This window comes from Aeoliella sp. (assembly GCF_965227375.1).
Lineage (GTDB): Bacteria > Planctomycetota > Planctomycetia > Pirellulales > Lacipirellulaceae > Aeoliella.
This window is the reverse complement of sequence record NZ_CBDDFX010000001.1, coordinates 71827-90198: the sequence shown is the minus strand read 5'-3', so window position 1 is coordinate 90198 and position 18372 is coordinate 71827. Positions and strand designations below refer to the sequence as shown.

Sequence of the window (18372 nt, the reverse complement as noted above, 5' to 3'; positions counted from 1 at the left end):
GGCCATGAACTGGAAGAACTCACAACGTCTGCTGTTAGTCGCCGCGGTGGTCCTGGGGTGCACTAGCTGCGGTAACGGCGCCGGCACCGCCCAGCGCGATCAATTCCTCGCCGCGCGGCAGTTGGTGGTCGATGGCAAATACCAAGAGGCTACCGCGCCGCTCGAAGCGTTTATCACTCAACATCCGGGCAACAAGTTCTGCAGCCGCGCGGGATTATTCCTCGGCAAAGCGTATCTCGCGCAAGACGACATGGCGCAGGCGAAGAAGTGGTTCCAATGGACCGTCGACAACCACGCCCAAACGCTCGAAGGCCACAAGTGCAAGTACAAGCTTGCCATGTGCGCTGTTCTGGAAGAGCAATACGACAAGGCGAGTGATCAATTCGCTACGCTGGCCGAGAAGCCCGACGGACCTTTGGCCGCTGAGGCGACCGCGTGGCAGCGGTGGTTGAAGAAGCAAGCCGCCAAACCTGAGGCAGGAAACGAGTAGGGCGGCCCTGCGCATGTCGGCATTGTTCGGTTTCACTGGCACACCCGAGCGCGACTGGCTCGCGGCGATGGGGCGTGCACTCGCGCACCGTGGCGGTGGCAAGCCACAGTTGGTCGAGTTGCCAGCAATTTCAGTTGGATACGACTACGCCGACAACACCAAGCAACTCGGCATCGGCTGCGGCGGCGTACACCGCCAGGGCGATGCATTGATTGTGGCCGCGGGATTCTTCACCGCGCTGCTGCCGGGCGATGGCCCTCCGCTGGCGCGTCTGCTCGATGCTTACCTCACGCGCGGCTCTAGCTCGCTGGAAGAGGTCCACGGCGACTTCGTGTTCGTGGTGTTCGACGGACGAGCGATGCATCTGGTCCGCGATCCGGCAGGCGCGCGAAGCGTCTACTACGGCCAGCTTCATGGGCGGTGGTTCTTTGCTATCGAGCCGAAAGGCCTCTTGGCGGTGCCGGAGTTTCCACGTCGCTTGCGCGCCGCATCGCTCGCCCAGTACCTTGCGTTCAGCTTTGTGCCCCCGCCGCATACGATGCTCAAGAACGTGATGGCGCTGCCCGCTGGTCATGTGGCGGTCTTCGATGGCTATGCCCCGCCACGCGTCGAGCGGTACTTTCAACCCGAAAAGCGGGAAGCCAGCGACCATCGCGACGAACGAGAGATCGTCGCCGACTTTCGAAGTGCCATGTCGCAAGCGGTATCCGAGCGACTGCACTCCACAGGCCCCGTTGGTGTGTTCCTGTCAGGCGGGCTCGATTCGAGCCTCGTCGCGGCCGAAGTCGCACGCCAAGCACCCGGCCGTGTGAAGACCTACGCTCTGCACTTCGGCCCGCGCTACCCCAATGAGTTGTCGTTTGCGCGCGAGGTGGCCGATCGCGCAGGAACGGTACACCGCGAAGTACTGCTGCGCCCTCGCGACTTCCTACCGCGGATACGCGAAATGATCTGGCAGTTGGACGACCCGATCGGCGATCCGATCACGATGCCCAACTACGAACTTTCGCGGCTGGTTGCTCGCGACCACCGCGTTGTGTTCAACGGCGAAGGGGGCGATCCCTGCTTTGGTGGCCCAAAGAACCTGCCGATGATGCTGCAACATTGGTACGGCGGTGTCGAACGCGGTGAGATGTTTCGCGAGCGAGCCTACCTGGCGTCGTACCGCCGGGCGTACGAAGAGGTCTCGCGGCTGCTTGCACCGGAAGTGGCTGCCGAGATCGACTACCACCGCGACTTGGAACAAGTGCTCAGCCCCTACTTTCAAACCGACCAACCGCGGAACTTCTTGAACAAGCTCATGGCGATCAATATTCGCCTAAAAGGCGCTCAACTCATCCTGCCCAAAGTCGAGCGCATGACCGGAGCGGCAGGTCTGGCGCCGCTCGCTCCGCTGTTCGCAGGACAGATCATTGCGCTCAGCATGCAGCTTCCCCCGAGACTAAAGCTGCATCAGGGTATCGAGAAGGTGATTCTCAAGCGGGCGTATGCCGACCTGCTGCCGCAGTCGGTCATCGAGCGACCCAAAAGTGGCATGCGAGTTCCGGTGAATTTCTGGTTCCGCGGCGAGATGCGCCGCTACGCCCGCAAAGTGCTCAGCCGCAGCGCGCTCGAAGAGTCAGGCATCTTTCAACCGCAGCGAGTAAAACAGCTGCTCGACTACAGTACCGAAGAGGGGCCCGGACGGTACGGCCTGCGGCTGTGGATGCTGCTGACGTTCGAACTTTGGCGACGCATCGTGCTGGAGCGGGAATCGCTTTGACGTCGAAGCTGCGCACGCCCTGCGCGAAAGCCCGCCAAATACTTGAAGAAACGAACTATCACCTTCCGTCGGCTGTTACAATGGTCGGTATCTCGTCTATAGGCTCGTCTGGCTAACTGTTCGCTTGGGAGGGCTCCGAAGATGAAACCTTCGTCCCAGCTTCTTGCGCTTGGTACACTCTTCTTACTGTGTCGATTCGCGATAGCAATCGACTACAGTTGGACCGGCATCCCGAACCCTCCCAATCCCCCGCTATTCGATGGTGATTGGTCCAACGTGACGCGGTGGGACCATGGCACGTTCTATCCTTCGACTAGTGCCGATTCGGCGTCAATTGCTCCGTTGGGCGATCCGTTCTTTACCGTGGTGATGGACGAGCAGGTTCACATCGGCGCAATGAATTTTAACTCGCCCAACGCGTTGCTCGATCTGACCAACCGTGTTTTCCGAGTCGACGGAGCTAACGATTGGCTGGCGGGCACGGTCATCTCGCACAACACGCAAGTTCTCGACAGCGGCGCCGGCACTCTGACTCTCGGCCCCGATGCTACGGCCACGTTCGATCGCACCACGCTGATCGACACTGCGACGGTCGACCTGCAAGGCAATCTGAAAGTCGAGGCGCTCACCAACAACACGCAACTCACCATCACCCATGGTGCAACCAACACGGGCTTGATCGAGGTGCTTACCGACAGCACCGCCAGTTCGAAGCTAGTACTCAATAGCGGACCGCTAACGAACAGCGGTGGTGGCTCCGTTGGTGAACTCCACTTCAACGGAATCGGCGCCGGCGTGCGAGAGTTTCAAGGAGACCTGATAAACGATGGCGTGGTCCGCGTGATGAACGACGCCCGATTCAGCAAGTTTGGAACCACTGTCACAAATGCCGGGGCGTGGGTGATTGATCCTGACGTTACGTTGTCCTTGAATGGCAGTGGGCAGACGTTCGATCACAACGGAAACGACATTAACGTGCTAGGCGATTTTGAAGGGTTGGGACTGACGTTCAACTTCAACGATGGCAGCATCTCAAACAATGGGCTCACACTTACCAACTCGACGCTCAACATCGGCGCGGAAGCGGGCGATGGGTCGTTCACCATTCTCGGAAACAGCGGATACAGCGGCAACTTGAAAGCAGTTCACGAGCTCACGGTTCTCTCGACCACGCATGCAACCAACGTGACCGCCGCCAATGGGTTCACCAACAATACTCAACTGAAAATCGAAAGCGCCGGGACGAACCTGTCTCGTCTGACCGTAACTAGCGGGGCCCTGGAGAATCTCGCCGCTGGGACGATCACGCTCACCAGTGACAGTGGTCTTACGCGTCTGAACAGCGATCTGACCAACGCCGGCACGGTGGTTATCGAAGGCAACGCTGCGTTCGAGAAGACTAATGGAGTTGTCAGCAACAACGGAACGTTCACCATCGCAAGTGGATCCAACTTCAGCAACAGCACCCAGATGGTGTGGAATAATGATGGTGGAGTGCTCGATGTCCAAGGCGAGTTTAGCCCAGTATTCATGACGCTGAACTACAACGACGGAATGATCACCGGGCAGCCAATCACGCTCACCAACTCCAACCTTAACCTCGGACCAAATGCTGGCAGTGGCACCTTTTTGCAGCGCGGAAGCAGCACCTATAGCGGTGACATTCAAGTCAACCAGTCGGTCACCGTGCTCTCTGATACTGTCAACACCGCGATAGTGGCTGCCGATGGTTTCACCAATGATGGGGAACTCATCCTCAATAGCACCAACACCGCCGAGGCCAAACTCACTATCTCCAGCGGGTTGCTCACCAACGCGTCCACCGGGACACTGGGGTTCGAGGGCGCGAATGGCCTTCGGACTTTGGTCGGCGACCTCACCAACGCGGGCTTGATGCAGGTCAACGGCGATACGGCGCTCTCCGGCATTGGCTCGTCCGTGGTAAACTCCGGCCAATTGAATATCGCTTCGAATGCCGCGCTCAGAATGACCTCCGGGGGCAATCAGTCGTTTTCCCAGCAGGGCGGCACGCTTGCTAACGATGGCGAGTTTGTCGCCGACTTTGTTATCGTCAACTTCACCGGCGGCAACATCGCCGGCAATCCGATCGTGATTTCGATCGGCCAGCTGCACATTGGTGCCTCCGCGGGCACGGGAGCCTTTATCCTGCGTCGCGGTAGCGTTTACAGTGGTGACCTGCTGGCCGGCCAAACCGTCACGATGCGAGGTGATTCACACAACACAGTCGTCTCGGCTGCCAGTCCTTTTTCTTCCAGTGGTTTGTTGATTCTGGAAACCTTGGGCGCCAGCTCTCGGTTTGACGTGAATGGTGGGCCGCTAGTAAACAACAGCGATGGCGAGATCCGTTTTACTGGCACTCCCGGCCTCCTCGAACTGCGGGCCGACATCAACAACCAGGGACTGATCACAATCGAAGACGACGCCTCACTCGGCACCACTGCCAAGAACATTGTGAACTCGGGTGTCTTCCAAGTCGACGCGGTCGGCAAGATGATTGGCACTTCGTTCGTGAACGAAGCATCGGGACTGATAACCGGCAGCGGTGGACTCGACGTCACGCAATCCAGCTTCACCAACTCTGGCGAGTTGGCCCCTGGAAACGGTATCGGCAGCTTCGAGATCACCGGCAGCATGGGCTCGACTGCCTCGGCGCTACTCTCGCTAGAGATTGGCAGTACAGCGGAGTACGACCAGTTGCTGGTAAGTGGTAACGTTCTGCTCGACGGGAATCTGGCCGTGCAATTGGTCGATCTGGGAAGCGGCCTGTTTATTCCGTCCGCCATCGACACGTTTACCGTGCTCACCGCCGGTAACATCGTCGGCGGCGCACTGGCCAACGTCGCCAACGGGACGCGGCTCTCCACCTTGGGCGGCGAAGGTTCGTTTCTCGTAACTTATGACGAGGTGACCGATGCCGTAGTATTGTCGGATTTCGCCACAGAACTGGTCGGTGACTACAACGACGATGGCGTGGTGAATATCGCCGACTACACGGTGTGGCGAAACAACCTGGGCGGCCCCGGCGGTACGCTGCCCAATGATACTACCGCCGGGGAGGTTGGTGCCGCCCAGTATGATCTTTGGAAAGCCAACTTCGGCAATGCTCTGCCCGCAGTGGGGACAGCTTTAGCAAACGTTCCAGAGCCGACCACCGCCGCGCTGCTCGCGCTAGTGGCCGGATCGGTGCTTCCGTGGCGACTGAAGCTAGTTTTGTTCCGCCGCACCTTGTAGCAACGCCAGCGTCGATCGGCTGGGTGCGTCGTGGCACGAATCTGTGCGAACCGAGAGCCCCTTCAGCAGCTTGAGTTCGGTCGCCTTCACGGCCAACGCAGCGGCGTTCGAGACATTGAACTTCTTGAGAATTCGCGAGCGATCGACTTCGATCGTGCGTTGCGAAACGTCCAAGTCTAGCGCAATCTGCTTGTTGAGCTTACCTTCAAGCAGCGACTCCAGCACCTCGCGCTCGCGAGTTGTGAGCTGATTAAGAGAGGACTGTAGCTTTTGCACATGTTCGGAAACGATGCGCGATGCCACGTCTTTTTCAATGGCGTGCTTGACCGCCGCCAGAAAATCGTCGGGGGAGACAGGCTTCTCCAGCAATGTTGTGGCTCCCAACCGCATGCAATCCACAGCGGTCCGCACGTCCGCATAGCCGCTGATCACAATAGTGGGGATATCGATCTCTCGGCGCTCGAGTTCCGACTGCAGCGCGATCCCGGTAATGCCACCACTTAGTCGAATGTCGATGACAGCGCAACCAGGACGATCGTAAGGAGCTGCCTCGAGGAACGCTTCGGCCGAGTAGAAGCAAACAACTCGGTATCCCGCCTCCTCGCAACACCATCTTAGCGCTCGTAGAGTATCGAGGTCGTCTTCGACCAAGTAGACAACTTCTTCATTCTTGTCATTCATCGCACTAGACTCCACATACATACCTCGACCCTTGAATGCCTCCGCTTTTTTCCGGCCCTGCTACCCCAAACGATCGACCCATTTTCGTTCGAAGCGCTGCCTTCGAATCCCCCATTAGTGGGGGGCGATGGCTGTCAGACGACATCAGAAGACGCTGTACCAAGTAGTTGTGGCGTACCCACCGCCAGCGTTCAATGGGAGCCTATTAGACTCTGTTTTGGGGATTCTGTTGTGGCCTGACAAAAACAAAGCAGACCCAAGGCGGCAATTATTACAGGGTAAGCGCAATAATCGGTCGATTTTGCGTGCGCGTGCCCGCAAGCTGGACGTAATGTATTGCTTGACAACAGTTTATGCGCGATACTGGCTGTTGGTCCGAGGCGCAATTGTCGCCTTGCGCTCTTCGATTCCTCCGCCAGCACGTGGCCTGGACTGGCAAGGGGGTACCCGCAATGAGCTCGACCAAGGGGGACTGCAATCCATGTCGAACCTTACACGATTGACTCTTCTCGAACGTGTCCGTGACACGACCACCGGCGAGTCGTGGCAGGAATTCGCACACGTCTACGAAGCGCTCGTGATGTCGTGGCTGCGAAGCCAGCAAGTTCAAGCACATGACATCGATGATGTTCGCCAAGAGGTCCTTTCGGCCGTCTATCAAGAGATAGGCTCATTTGAGCATAACGGGCGCCCGGGAGCCTTTCGCAACTGGCTTCGGAAAATCACATCCAATCGGCTACACCGCTTGTGGCAAAAGCGGGGCTCTGGGCCACCCCAAGCAGGGCCCGACCTTTCGGAGCTGGCCGACCAGCTGGCCGACCCCGACAGCCCTCTCGCCGCGGCGTGGGATCGCGAACACAACCGCTACGTCGTCGAGTTCCTGCTCGACCAGATCGCAGATCGTTTCAGCACTCAAAGCATGGAGGTATTCGAACGAATCGCACTTAATGAAGAACCCGCACAACAGGTGGCAGACGAGCTAGACATGACTCTAGGTGCTGCCCGGGTGGCGCAGCATCGGGTACTCAAAGCTCTGCGCGAAATGGGACAAGGATGGATCGACTAGTTGTCGGCTCGCACTCTCATCTCAACTTATCTCATCTATATGTCCACTCCAGCGCTAGCAAATTGGCCATGCCGGCGAGCAGCAGGGGGCGCTAGATCGGCCTTTACCGTTGGTTTTTGTTTGCGAACTACCAGAGAACTCGCCATCACCGCTACACGCTTTCGCGGGACGCACTAGAATCTAGTTAATGGCAACGAACCTGAAACATGTTCGCGATCTTGAACTGGCCGCTTGGGTGAACAGCGAGCTCACCCCTGAGCAATCGCAAAAGGTGGAAGAGCACCTGGCGGAGTGCGAGGAATGCGCGCGGAAGTTGGATGCGTTCGACAGCGCCAAGGATACCTTCCTCGACCAGGTTCGCAGCTCGAACGAAACCAGCCGCGACTCAGGAGTTCGTATACGCCGTCATCGATTCATGCAAAAGGCCCAAGCCTGGGTAGGGGAGACGCTGGGGCGGTACAAGGTGACCAAGGCGCTTGGGGCTGGTGGCATGGGCATCGTGCTCGAAGCTCAAGACACGGCCATCGGCCGGCACGTCGCACTCAAAGTGTTGCATGAGGAGCTGTCGAATGATGCTGTCAGGTTGCAACGGTTCGTCACCGAAGCGCGCGCTGCCGGCAAACTGCACCATCCCAACGTGCTCACCCTGTTCGATATTGCCCAGGCGCGCGGTCTGCACTTTCTGGTGATGGAACTTGCCGAACAGGGCAGCACGGACGACTTGCTGAAACGCAGCGGCGCCCTCAAGCCAGACCAGGCTACACAGATCATCACGCAAGCCGCCAAGGGCCTAGGAGCTGCCCACGACGCAGGTCTCATCCATCGTGATCTCAAACCAGCCAATCTGCTCATCAAGTCCGATGGCCTCATCAAGGTTGCCGACTTCGGAGTCGCCAAGTACGCCACCGAAAGCTCATTGCAACTTACCAAGCAAGGACAAATCGTCGGCACGCCACACTTCATGAGCCCCGAGCAATGTGCCGGCAAAGATGTCGACGTGCGGAGCGATATCTACTCGCTCGGGGCAACTTACTACAGCTTACTGGCAGGCGAGCTTCCCTATGCCGATTCGGAGAGCCTGGTCGCCATCATTCACGCCCACTGCTTCTCAGCCCCCCCCGATCCCCGCAAGTTGGTGTCGAGCGTGCCCGGCGATTGTGCGGCGATCGTCGAGCGGGCGATGTCCATCGAGCCAGACGATCGGTATCAAACCGCCGCAGCGATGCTGGACGATTTGCAGCGTTTGAACTCACTACTCACACAGCAGCAGCCACTACCGGCCACCACCCCGCGCAAGCTACTCACGCGCCGCACGGCCATCGCCGCGGGTCTGGCAGCCACCGGAGGCGTGGCGGCCACGGTCTTTTGGAACCGCTCCGGCGACGAAGCGCCCGCTCCTCAACCAAGCCCGCCTCCTGTCGCACCTGTTGCATCGAAAGTCAAAATCGGGTTCCTGCACTCGCTGTCGGGCACCATGCGACAGGCCGAAGAAGTGCTCATTGATGCTTTGCGGTTGTCAGTGGATGAGTTGAACGCGGCAGGAGGCGTGCTTGGCCAGACGATCGAATATGAGATCGCAGACGGGCGAAGCGATGAGGAGACTTTTGCTGATCGTGCGCGGGACCTCATCCAAGGAGCAAATGTCGTCACGATCTTCGGCTGCTTTACCTCCGCCAGTCGAAAAGCGGTCCTCCCGGTCGTCGAGTCGCTGGAGAATCTGCTTGTCTACTCTGTCAACACCGAAGGCCTCGAGACCAGCCCGAACATCATCTACCTAGGCGGCGATCCAACGCAAACGATTATCCCGTCCCTGGGTTGGGCCTACGTGAAGCAACGCAGCCGCAAATTCTTCCTGATAGGTTCCGACTACGTCTATTCCCACATAGTCAACGAGATGGTCAAAGACGAGGTGGAACACCTCGGGGGAACTGTGGTTGGTGAAGCATATCTGCCAATGGGCTCCACGCGGGTGCGCGAACTCATGGACGAGTTAGAAGCTTCGGGAGCCGACACGGTGGTCAACACCATCAGCGGCGACTCGCAAACGGCTTTCCTGCGTGAAGTACAAGCGAGAAACTTGAGAATTACCCAGCTGGCTACCGGCTTGGATGAAGAGGACATTCGCAACGCAGACTACTATCGAAGCGCTCGCGATTACGCCGTGGGTAATTACTTTCAGTCAATCTACACTCCCGAGAACCTGGAGTTCATCGAGCGATTCCACGCTCGCTACGGGCCCCAGCGTGTCATCAACGACGCCATGCACACTTCGTACGCAGCGGTGAAACTGTGGGCCAAGGCGGTGACCGAGGCGGGGTCGTTGGAGCCAATCGAGATCCGCGACGTCATGCGGAGATCCGTCTACGACGCGCCAGGCGGAGAGATCAGAGTTAACTCTGAAACGCAGTATGCCTACCGCCGTCCCCTCATCGGGCGGGTGACCAAGACCGGGCAATTCAAACTCGTGTATCGCGACGTGAGTACGATCGACCCCTCACCGTTCCCCAACACGCGAACGAAAGAGGAATGGCTGGAACTCCTCGACGGTTTGTACCAACGTTGGGGTGGACGCTGGTCGGCGCCACCTCGATAGTGTTGGGCAATAGTGCTGGCTATTCGGAGAGTTACTCGGCCGTCCTCGGCTTCAAACGCACCACGTCCAACACGAACGGTGCATCCGATTTCAAATAAAGGCTGCCCGATCGCTCCGGCGTGATCTTCACGGTTCCCACGGCAGAGCCGCTGGGGGTTGTAGCGTCCCCTTGATCAATTCGTGCAACCACGTTGCCGGGTTGATCATGCAACTTCACCTCCACGTCGTACGTTGCCGGTGGTAGATCGGGCAAGGAAAGTTCCACCCACTCGCCTGAACTCGCAATCTGAAGCAAGCCCCCGCCAAACGTATCGCGGTGGCCGGTGGTAATTGCCTTCACTTCGACCCCCGCATCTCGCAGCGCTGGTTCGAACTGCGTACCGCACAGATTCACTGGCTTGACCGTCGGATTCGCTTTCGCATCCACATGCAGACGGGGGGCATTCTCGCTGCGGCTGAGGAGCGGCTCGCGCTCGGCGGCCGGGGAGGTCTGATACCAATAGGCGACGCTCGAGTAGTCGTATGTCTTGTTGCCGGGCCAGGAATGTTCCAAAGTCACGCGTATCCGCTTCGAGAATCGTACTGGATCGGGAACGTGAAGCCGATAGACCGATGTTTGGGTCCAACCGTCCGGTTGCCGCTCCAGCAGTGGGACTCCGTAGAACAGATGATTGGCCACTCCGTCGAATCCCCAAGCATTGCCAAAGTAGTCCTCGGTGCCGGTGCCGACGATTGAAGGCTTGGTTTCGCCATCAATGAAAATCATCTCGTCCCCTTCGCCCCACCATCCCCCTGGCGCGGAGTCGATGTACAGAAAGCAGCCGACGTACTGCCCCTTGCCGGTGGTGTCGAGTATCACGTAGTTGTCTTCGCCGTGCGTATTGGCGGCCATCGACTGGGAATGAAGGTCTCGCACGCGCCGGTAATTGGCATGAAACAAACCTTGCCCTGGCTCAACGTCTCCTAACTCGTAGTCGACGTTGTAGTAGATCCTGCGGATGCTGCGGTCGCCGGTATTTACCAGTTCGACACGGGCGTGCTTGTAAAATGGCATCGGCCAGTAGCAGTTCAGTGCTGTCGTGTTCGACCCGACATTGATCGGCAGCGAGCGGACTTTGTACTGCTTGCCGTGCCCGAGACCGAAGAAGTCGCCCAACGGTACCTCCACCGAGGGCACTACGGAGTTCTCCCAGTACATGCGAATCACCAGGTCGCGTAGCATGGCTTCGGTGCCGGCGTACGAGCTGACCGTCATCCAGATATGCGTAATCTTGCCCGGCCCGTTGGTATCGAGCATCTGGTGCACCGCTCCCGGCGCCAGGGCGGTGACGTTGTCGGTATTGGCGCCCGAACGATCGAAGGACGAAGCGCGGTGCGATGTGCGGTTGGAAACCTTCGCCAAGTCGGATAGATCGCCAATCGACTGGCCATCGGCAGGAATGGTCGCACAGCAGGGGCTAAGAATCGCCAGCAGTAGGGCAAGAACGCGGGGCATGTTGCTAATCCAAGGTGACGTACACTCCTGGCAAGCAACTTCCGGTCACGTACGCTTCTCGGCCCGCCAGTTGCTGACCATTCTAGACCGGCAACTTCACAGCATCAAAACGAGAACCGCAAGGATCAGCAAAAGCGGTATCGACTCCGCATGACTACAGAATTCCAGCTCCGAAATCGTTGGAAGGTGGTTCCTTCTTTTCTTGCTCGATCGGGGGCGACTGATGCCCACCGCTGGCGGGAGCGTTTGAACCCGAAGCATGAGCTGGGGTGTTGGGTGGCGGATGGTGCGGCGCATGAGTGCTTTGCGCCTTGTGCCCATCGTCGACGCGCGACGTGCTGCGCGACGAGTAGTCGTCGTCGAAATCATCGTACCGCGACACATAACCCGGCTCTTTCGCACGTTCGATTTCGGCTTCGAACTCTCGGATGACCACATCCTGAATCTGCTCGCGGCAATCGGAGTTGATGGGATGCGCGATGTCGGCGTATAGCTTCGCACGACCATCCGGTTGGCGCACCGCCTGGTTGGAATCGAGTTTGCGGCCACACTGATTGCAGAAGTTGCTCCGCAAGTGATTCTTCATGCCGCAACCAGGGCAGTGCGAGGTCAGTTTGCGGCTGGGCATTGCTACAAACGGCCCCGTTGACCCTTCGATAATCTTCAGGTCGCGCACGACGAAACAATCGTCGAACGTGATGGAGCAGAACGCCTTGAGGCGTTCACCCGGTTCTTCCATGAGTTTGATACGAACTTCGGTGATTTCCACTGCAAGGTCTCCTTGCGAACCATCGCCAACTACATGCTGGTGCGAGTTGCCAACACACACCGCCAAGGCCCCCCACGTAAGCGCGACGCGGTAATGCGTGCATCGCGCCAACTGTGGCACACAGCAAAGTAGGCGCTACCACTGCCGGTCATCTGATGGACCAGGACAGGTAAACGCTCCATAGCTCCAACTACTCGATCCACCCAGTCGGTCGCATTGCGTGCTGCCTGCTGCAACGAGTTTCGCACCAAGTGCGTGCAGGCAGAAAGGGGACATCCCCGCGACAACCGGTTAGCTAACTCACGGCACCAACCCGTGGCCGACTTCACGCGCTCTCCAGCCGCCAGCCCCAGGCCGGCGAACACCGTTGGCGTCGAGAGTCCCACAGGTGGTTGCACGAGCACAATGGGCAACGATCGGCGCAGCGAAACTCGCTCGAGCCGTTCACCTCGCCCGGTGCCAATCGCGGCGCCACCTGCGAGGAAGAACGGAACATCGGTGCCCAACTGCTGTGCGATGCTGGACAGTTTATCGCGATCGTAGCCAAGTTTCCAAGCTGCGTTGGCGGCCACCAAGGCGGCGGCTGCATCACTCGATCCGCCACCGAGACCTGCCTGGGTGGGGATCCGCTTAGTGAGCGTCAGCCGACCAGTAGCCGGACGCCCAATCATCTCGGCCAACAACTGCACTGCCTTTACGGCCAAGTTCTCGTTTGGGACTTTCCGAAGCGGTGCGGCCGCGGACGAATAGGAACCGCAGATTTCGAGGCTCAGCGGCTGGGTCGAGGGCGAGAAAACGAGCCTATCGAAAAGACGCACAGGAACCAGTAGCGTCTCGAGTTCGTGATAACCGTCAGGCTGACGTCCTAAGACTTCCAACGCCAAGTTGATCTTGGCGGGTGTGTGGACGACCCATCCATTCTTGATGCGCTCGACAAACATGCTTTCCACTGAGGGAACGGACTGTCCAACATCGGATGCAAGCAAACCGGGGGGGTACTTAAGCTATCGCGCCGCTACCGGCGCCGGACTTTTACTTTTCGATGAGCGTAAACTAATATGGCGTCAAATTTTATAGCGTTTTGCGAAACGGGTCAATCTAAAAGCTGCGGGAAACCACCCTGCAGGGGAATTTTATAGCGACCTCAAACAAGCCAACCTGCATATCTGACAAAGCTTACGATGCCCGACCGTAAACAACTTGCAGTGGACCTTTTGAATGCCGCACGCGGCCTGCTCATGGGTGCGGCTGACATCATTCCGGGCGTTTCCGGCGGCACCGTAGCGCTGCTCTTGGGTATCTATCCCCGACTGCTCACGGCAATCAGCCATGTGGATGGCGAGCTTTTGCGGCTCATCGGACGGGGGGGATGGCGCGAAGCCGCAAAGCACATCGACCTACGGTTTCTGGTGGCGCTCGGCGTTGGGATTCTGACCGGTGTGGTCACCTTAGCTGGCTTGTTGCATTTCCTGCTGCACGACTATCGCGAGCAAACCTTGGCGGCTTTCTTCGGGTTGATCCTCGCATCCAGCGTGATCGTCGTGCGGATGATCAAACCGACATCACCTCAGCAATCCACCACCTGCTGGATACTCGGCTTGGCTGCAGCAGGGCTTGCCGCATGGCTGGTTCTGAGCACGCTGCTCGAGCCGCGTGAGGGACTGCTGTACGTATTCATCTGCGGCGCCGTGGCAATCTGCGCTATGATCCTGCCAGGTGTAAGCGGCGCTTATATCCTGGTGCTCTTGGGAAAGTACGAAGACATCACTGGCATCATCCATCGACTCAAGTCGGCGGACGTTACCGGCAGCGACCTGTTGACGCTGGTGGTGTTCGCCTCCGGTTGCGTGGTGGGACTGCTAATGTTCAGCAAAGTGCTCAAGACGCTACTCGTGCGGCAATACAATCCGACCATGGCTGTGCTGGGAGGATTCATGCTGGGATCGCTGGTCAAGGTTTGGCCATTTCAAGTTGCCGCCTCCGGCGAAGCAGAAATCACCAAGACCACCATCACCAAGCCAGTGTGGCCTGAGCAGTTTGACTCAACCACCATCCTGTGCGCGGTCATCGCATTCGTGGCGTTCGCCATCGTGATTGCGGCCGACTATTTCGCGCAGCATTCGAGTGCTTCGTCAAGCACCGACTGACGCACGGCACTCGGCAAGACGAGCCATCGCCATGCAGCTCACTCGCGGCTGCTAACCAACTTGGCGGCGATGTCCGCAATCGATTCGTGCACCTCGTCGATCGAGCGCGATGCATCGATCACGTGAATGGCCGGATCGACGGCCGCCTCGGCCAAGTATCCCTCGCGGAGCCGGCGGCGGAATTCCGCCCCTTGTTCCTCCATGCGATCCAGCTCGCGGGCCATCCGCGCATCGGCCGCTCCGACGCTCATGTCGAGCACGAACACCGCATCGGGCGCGACGCCGTCGATGGTGACTTGGCCGACGGTGCGAACTTGCTCAAGCGGCAACTGTCCTGCGTGCCCTTGGTAGACGATGTTGGCCAACAGATAGCGGTCCGAGATCACCACTTCGCCTCGGTCGAGCGCTGGTCGGATGATCTCCTCGACCAATTGCGCGCGGGCGGCCATGTACAAGAGCATCTCGCTGCGGCGATGGATCGAAACCGAGTCGTCGTGCGTCAGCAGTAGATCGCGAATCCGCTCGCCCAGCGGTGTACTGCCTGGGTCGCGGCACTGCGTCACCGTGCGGCCCTGGGCACGCATCCACTGGCAAAACAGGTCGATTTGCGTCGACTTTCCTACGCCATCAATACCGTCGAACGAGAAGAACAATTTTTTGGTGGGGGCTGGGGGACCAGGGAGCAGAAGTTGCTAAGCATACCCCATTTCCGGCCGTTTATCGATCGTACATCTTGGCCATCATGCGAGCCCGGTCGCCCACCAGCTTTCGCAATTTCGCCGGCTTGAGCACTTCGGCCTGGTCGGCGTAGCCGAGTATCCACCAACTGATTTCGTTCACCCCGGACACGGTGGCATGAAACACCAGCGAGCCATCGGGCTGTGGCTCGAGCTTCTGCGTTGGATGCCAGAGCACCTCGGCCACGTTGGTGGCCACGAGCGACGAAAAGCGAATCGCCACGTTCATGTCGGCGCCCCGCTCGGGAATGATCCGCCAGGCGTTGCCCAGGTATCTGCGCAGGCTGAAGCCACGCGGCAGCTTGTACGATTCGTCCATCAACTCCAGCGACTCGATCCGCGAGAGCTTGAATGTCCGCACTTCGCGATGCACGCTCGAGCGGCCAATCACGTGCCAGCTGTGGCGGGAGTAGATCAACTGGTACGGCCGCAGCTTGGTTTCGATGGTGTCCCACTCGGTCAAGCTGGCGTAGTTCATTCGCAGCACGCGCCGCCCACGGCGAGCTTCCAGAAGTTGGCGGAACAGATGCGCCTTGGCGTCCAAGTCGGCCACGCCGTTGGGCACCAGCGTAATGGCGGAGGCCAACTCGGCGAGCTGCCCTTTCTCTTTCGCTGCCATGTTCGACTGCAGCTTGCGAGCCGCCGCGCCCGCAGGCTCGAAGAACGGCACATGCTGGTCGTTGCCTACCTGCTCGGCCAGTACCACCAGCGAGACCAACTCATCGGAACTCAATGCGCCGGCCGAGAAACCACAAGGCTCCGCCAGCTGATACCCGCCTGCACGGCGGTTGTAGTTCACCTCGATGCCGGCTTCGCGTAGTGCATCCAGATCGCGGAACAAGGTTCGCCGGCTCGAACCCGATGCCTTCATCAGCTCCTTAGCGGAGCGGCTGCCCTCCAACTCCAGCACCCGCAGCAGGCGGACCAGACGCGTGATTGGCTTGTCCTTCATTCGGAGTACTGGCTGCGTAAGTAATGCGTCCCTGAGGAGTTGGCGACTGGTAGTCGGCCGTTTGCAAGTTGCCGTACTGCGACGAGTGGTTGGTCTCGTAGCCTGCCGGCTGCACCGGCGATGCGTGCATCGCTGCGGCGCTGGTGTCGGCAGGTTGCCACTCTTCGCCGGCGTCCTCCGCCGGAGTCGGCTCATTCGTGGGCACCACTTCGCCTTCGTAGTAGCCGTCGGCGGCAGTGGCACTGCTATCGCCCATCGACTGGATTACCGGTCCGCGGCTCATCACGTTGGGACGCGTGAAGCCATAGTCCAGGTACATACTGGCGTCGCGCTGGCGTGCCCGACGCAGTGCGTCGAAGTACGCTTTGCCAGGCCACGGGCCTTCCGCCAGATACACACCGTTGTAATCTAACAACGACCCTTTTCGATAGTGTACTTCCAGGATAGCCAAGTTGTAGTCGACAAGCGAGCGGTAGTAGGAACTTTCGGCGTCGGCCCGGCGACGCTGTGCGTCGAGCAGCACATTGATGCCAATCAGGCCCCGCTCTTCGGCGAGCTCGATGGCGGCAACTTCGTGGTCGGCAGCAACTCGGTTGTTGAACTGAGTTTGCGACAACTGGTAGTTCAAATCGATGTCGCGGAACGCGTCGCCCAGTTGGTGCGAAACTTCCAACTCGAGGTCCTGCAGCACCGCTCGTTCGCGAGCCAGCAGCAGTTGAACGTGTCGCACTCCGTCGAGCTGACGGCGGAATCCGATCGGAATCGCCAGTTGAAAACCGAGTTCCCACTCCTGAAAATCGCCCGAGGTAAGCGACTGGAAAGCACTAGTGCCTTCGGCGAATCGGCCCGGGCCAACCTGAGGACCGTAGTCCACCAGTTCGTCACCCGCACCGACCCAGCGATAGCGGCCAACCGCATCCAAGCGTGGCAACAGGTGATTGCGGGCGGCGATCAGCTCCAACTCGCGGCGCTTGATCTGCCACTTCTGCTTCCGCACTTCCACACGACGAGCCAGTGCTTCGCAGTGCGTGGCTGCCCAATCGAAGTCGACTCGGGCGACAACCGGTTCGTCGATGGGTCGAATCAGCCGCCCGTCGGAAACCGCCAGACCCATGATGTACCGCAAACGAGCTTCGGCGCGAAACACTTCGGTCAGAGCCTGCTCGACCTGAGCACGGAACTGGAAGAATTGCGACTCCGCCTGGGCCTTATCGCCGGCGCGAGCCAGGCCGTTGATCAGCAACTGGTTCGTGCGGGCCCATGTGCGGCGGACGCTATCCAGACCTTTCTTGCGAGCATCCAACTCGCGATACGCAAAGTACAACTCCCAATAAGCCTGTTCAACGTCACGCATCAGGTTGCGGATACCGCCTTCGAAGTCGGCCAGTGTCTGGTCGGTTCGAATACGGGCGATCATCACGCCGTCGAAGCTGTTGGGCGAGTTGGCCGCGTATTGGTCGAACGTGTACGTACCAGCAATACGCGTGTACTGCGTGCCACGACCCTGCAACAACGGTTGATTGAAGAACGCTTCGAAGTTGGTTTCCCAATCGCTCGGCGTTTGCCGGCTACCGTTGTTGTTGCTGTCGTAGTTTGTTGTATTGCGGAATCCCAAGCGGCCACCGTCGGCGGTGTTCTTGGTAATGCCAAGGTTGAAGTCACCCAAGTCCTGTTGAAAGTCCTGAGCGAACAGCGAACCGGCCGCAGCACCGAAGTTCACGGGCCGGTCGTTGCGTTGCCAGATAATGCTGCTCTGCAGTTGTGCGTCGAACTCGCTCAAAGCCGACTCGACACCCAGTCCGTCGAACTGCGAACCGTACGACTGTCCGTTGCCCGTCTCCACGAGCGCCGGGTCGTAGGTGGTAGTCACCTGCGCGGCGTTGATAATAGTGCGCGAGATGGTGTCGGGCGCACTGGTTGCCACACGGCCACCGAGTTGGCGCATCACCTGACTGTTGCACAACGTGATGCGGGTGGCTTCCTCGAGCGTGAGGTCCCACATCTCGTAGTCGTCCATGTTCTTCAGCGACAACGGTCGCTGTGCATGGGTCACTTCGTCGAGCGCTGGCTCGTCGACATCCGGATACTCGATGTCGGTCGAGATATCGATGAAGTGCGACAGATCGCCATCTTCATGGAAGAAGAAGGGCTGAGTCGGCTGGCAGCCAGTGGCCAACATCAACATCGCCAGGGCGAGACTCAGGTTGCTGCGAGTATTCCGACTCATGTCAGTTCGGGGGGTAAAGCCTAAGGGATACCGTTCATCGAGCCGACCGCCCCTGCGAATTGCCAGCATCGCTTGCAATTCGCAGGGCACAGTCGCTCGAATCCTCACCCCCCCGTGAGCATTCAGCACAATTGGTATCGTCGACCTAATCGTCAAACTTTGACAAAACGAGGTCGAAGCGCAAGAAGTGCGCAGAAAAAG

Annotated in this window: 13 protein-coding genes; 6 read left to right on the top strand and 7 right to left on the bottom strand. The window is 59.0% G+C overall.

The annotated features are described in order from the left end of the window. The first annotated feature begins 4 nt into the window (after positions 1-4). From ACQK2L_RS00380 to ACQK2L_RS00370, 3 genes are all read left to right on the top strand, one after another. Positions 5-490, top strand: coding sequence for a tetratricopeptide repeat protein (locus ACQK2L_RS00380; RefSeq protein WP_425394976.1), 486 nt, complete (start codon positions 5-7; stop codon positions 488-490). 13 nt (positions 491-503) lie between these two features. After that, positions 504-2252: an asparagine synthetase B family protein gene (locus ACQK2L_RS00375; RefSeq protein WP_425394975.1), complete on the top strand. Its 1749-nt coding sequence runs from the start codon at positions 504-506 to the stop codon at positions 2250-2252. Between the two features lie 141 nt (positions 2253-2393). Continuing rightward, the gene (locus tag ACQK2L_RS00370) at positions 2394-5504 is read left to right on the top strand and encodes a beta strand repeat-containing protein (protein ID WP_425394974.1); all 3111 of its coding nucleotides are present in this window, start codon (positions 2394-2396) and stop codon (positions 5502-5504) included. On the opposite strand, the gene ACQK2L_RS00365 is transcribed toward ACQK2L_RS00370, so the two are convergent. Beyond that, entirely contained in the window at positions 5478-6185 is a 708-nt protein-coding gene (locus tag ACQK2L_RS00365; protein WP_425394973.1) for a response regulator transcription factor, read from the bottom strand. The two genes, ACQK2L_RS00370 and ACQK2L_RS00365, sit on opposite strands and share 27 nt — an antisense overlap. Before the next feature lie 481 nt (positions 6186-6666). On the opposite strand from ACQK2L_RS00365, the gene ACQK2L_RS00360 reads away from it, so the two are divergent. Together ACQK2L_RS00360 and ACQK2L_RS00355 are read left to right on the top strand one after the other, a co-directional pair. Beyond that, positions 6667-7251: a sigma-70 family RNA polymerase sigma factor gene (locus tag ACQK2L_RS00360; protein WP_425394972.1), complete on the top strand. Its 585-nt coding sequence runs from the start codon at positions 6667-6669 to the stop codon at positions 7249-7251. A 187-nt stretch (positions 7252-7438) separates the two neighbouring features. Then, positions 7439-9844: a transporter substrate-binding protein gene (locus ACQK2L_RS00355; RefSeq protein WP_425394971.1), complete on the top strand. Its 2406-nt coding sequence runs from the start codon at positions 7439-7441 to the stop codon at positions 9842-9844. 31 nt (positions 9845-9875) lie between these two features. On the opposite strand, the gene ACQK2L_RS00350 is transcribed toward ACQK2L_RS00355, so the two are convergent. From ACQK2L_RS00350 to ispE, 3 genes are all read right to left on the bottom strand, one after another. Then, entirely contained in the window at positions 9876-11339 is a 1464-nt protein-coding gene (locus ACQK2L_RS00350) for a glycoside hydrolase family 172 protein (RefSeq protein WP_425394970.1), read from the bottom strand. A 154-nt stretch (positions 11340-11493) separates the two neighbouring features. Then, on the bottom strand, positions 11494-12108 hold the full coding sequence (locus ACQK2L_RS00345; RefSeq protein WP_425394969.1) for a septation protein SpoVG family protein: 615 nt from the start codon (positions 12106-12108) through the stop codon (positions 11494-11496). Between the two features lie 29 nt (positions 12109-12137). Beyond that, entirely contained in the window at positions 12138-13049 is a 912-nt protein-coding gene (gene ispE / locus ACQK2L_RS00340) for a 4-(cytidine 5'-diphospho)-2-C-methyl-D-erythritol kinase (RefSeq protein ID WP_425394968.1), read from the bottom strand. A gap of 240 nt (positions 13050-13289) precedes the next feature. Here ispE and ACQK2L_RS00335 point away from each other — a divergent pair, with 240 nt between their 5' ends. Continuing rightward, positions 13290-14255, top strand: a complete 966-nt coding sequence (locus tag ACQK2L_RS00335) for a DUF368 domain-containing protein (RefSeq protein ID WP_425394967.1) — start codon at positions 13290-13292, stop codon at positions 14253-14255. A gap of 38 nt (positions 14256-14293) precedes the next feature. Here ACQK2L_RS00335 and tmk read toward each other — a convergent pair whose 3' ends face one another. From tmk to ACQK2L_RS00320, 3 genes are all read right to left on the bottom strand, one after another. Next, the gene (gene tmk / locus ACQK2L_RS00330; protein ID WP_425394966.1) at positions 14294-14908 is read right to left on the bottom strand and encodes a dTMP kinase; all 615 of its coding nucleotides are present in this window, start codon (positions 14906-14908) and stop codon (positions 14294-14296) included. Between the two features lie 64 nt (positions 14909-14972). Next, complete coding sequence (locus tag ACQK2L_RS00325; protein WP_425394965.1) at positions 14973-15944, bottom strand: helix-turn-helix transcriptional regulator; 972 nt, start codon at positions 15942-15944, stop codon at positions 14973-14975. Then, positions 15871-18171, bottom strand: coding sequence for a TolC family protein (locus tag ACQK2L_RS00320; RefSeq protein ID WP_425394964.1), 2301 nt, complete (start codon positions 18169-18171; stop codon positions 15871-15873). Before ACQK2L_RS00320 ends, ACQK2L_RS00325 begins: the two co-directional genes overlap by 74 nt. Positions 18172-18372: the final 201 nt, after the last annotated feature.

Coding starts and splice junctions, on each gene's coding strand:
- ACQK2L_RS00325 (WP_425394965.1), bottom strand. CDS start 15,944: ATGAAGGACAAGCCAATCACGCGTCTGGTCCGCCTGCTGCGGGTGCTG.
- ACQK2L_RS00320 (WP_425394964.1), bottom strand. CDS start 18,171: ATGAGTCGGAATACTCGCAGCAACCTGAGTCTCGCCCTGGCGATGTTG.
- ACQK2L_RS00370 (WP_425394974.1), top strand. CDS start 2,394: ATGAAACCTTCGTCCCAGCTTCTTGCGCTTGGTACACTCTTCTTACTG.
- ACQK2L_RS00360 (WP_425394972.1), top strand. CDS start 6,667: ATGTCGAACCTTACACGATTGACTCTTCTCGAACGTGTCCGTGACACG.
- ACQK2L_RS00380 (WP_425394976.1), top strand. CDS start 5: ATGAACTGGAAGAACTCACAACGTCTGCTGTTAGTCGCCGCGGTGGTC.
- ACQK2L_RS00355 (WP_425394971.1), top strand. CDS start 7,439: ATGGCAACGAACCTGAAACATGTTCGCGATCTTGAACTGGCCGCTTGG.
- ACQK2L_RS00350 (WP_425394970.1), bottom strand. CDS start 11,339: ATGCCCCGCGTTCTTGCCCTACTGCTGGCGATTCTTAGCCCCTGCTGT.
- ACQK2L_RS00375 (WP_425394975.1), top strand. CDS start 504: ATGTCGGCATTGTTCGGTTTCACTGGCACACCCGAGCGCGACTGGCTC.
- ACQK2L_RS00335 (WP_425394967.1), top strand. CDS start 13,290: ATGCCCGACCGTAAACAACTTGCAGTGGACCTTTTGAATGCCGCACGC.
- ACQK2L_RS00365 (WP_425394973.1), bottom strand. CDS start 6,185: ATGAATGACAAGAATGAAGAAGTTGTCTACTTGGTCGAAGACGACCTC.
- ispE (WP_425394968.1), bottom strand. CDS start 13,049: ATGTTTGTCGAGCGCATCAAGAATGGATGGGTCGTCCACACACCCGCC.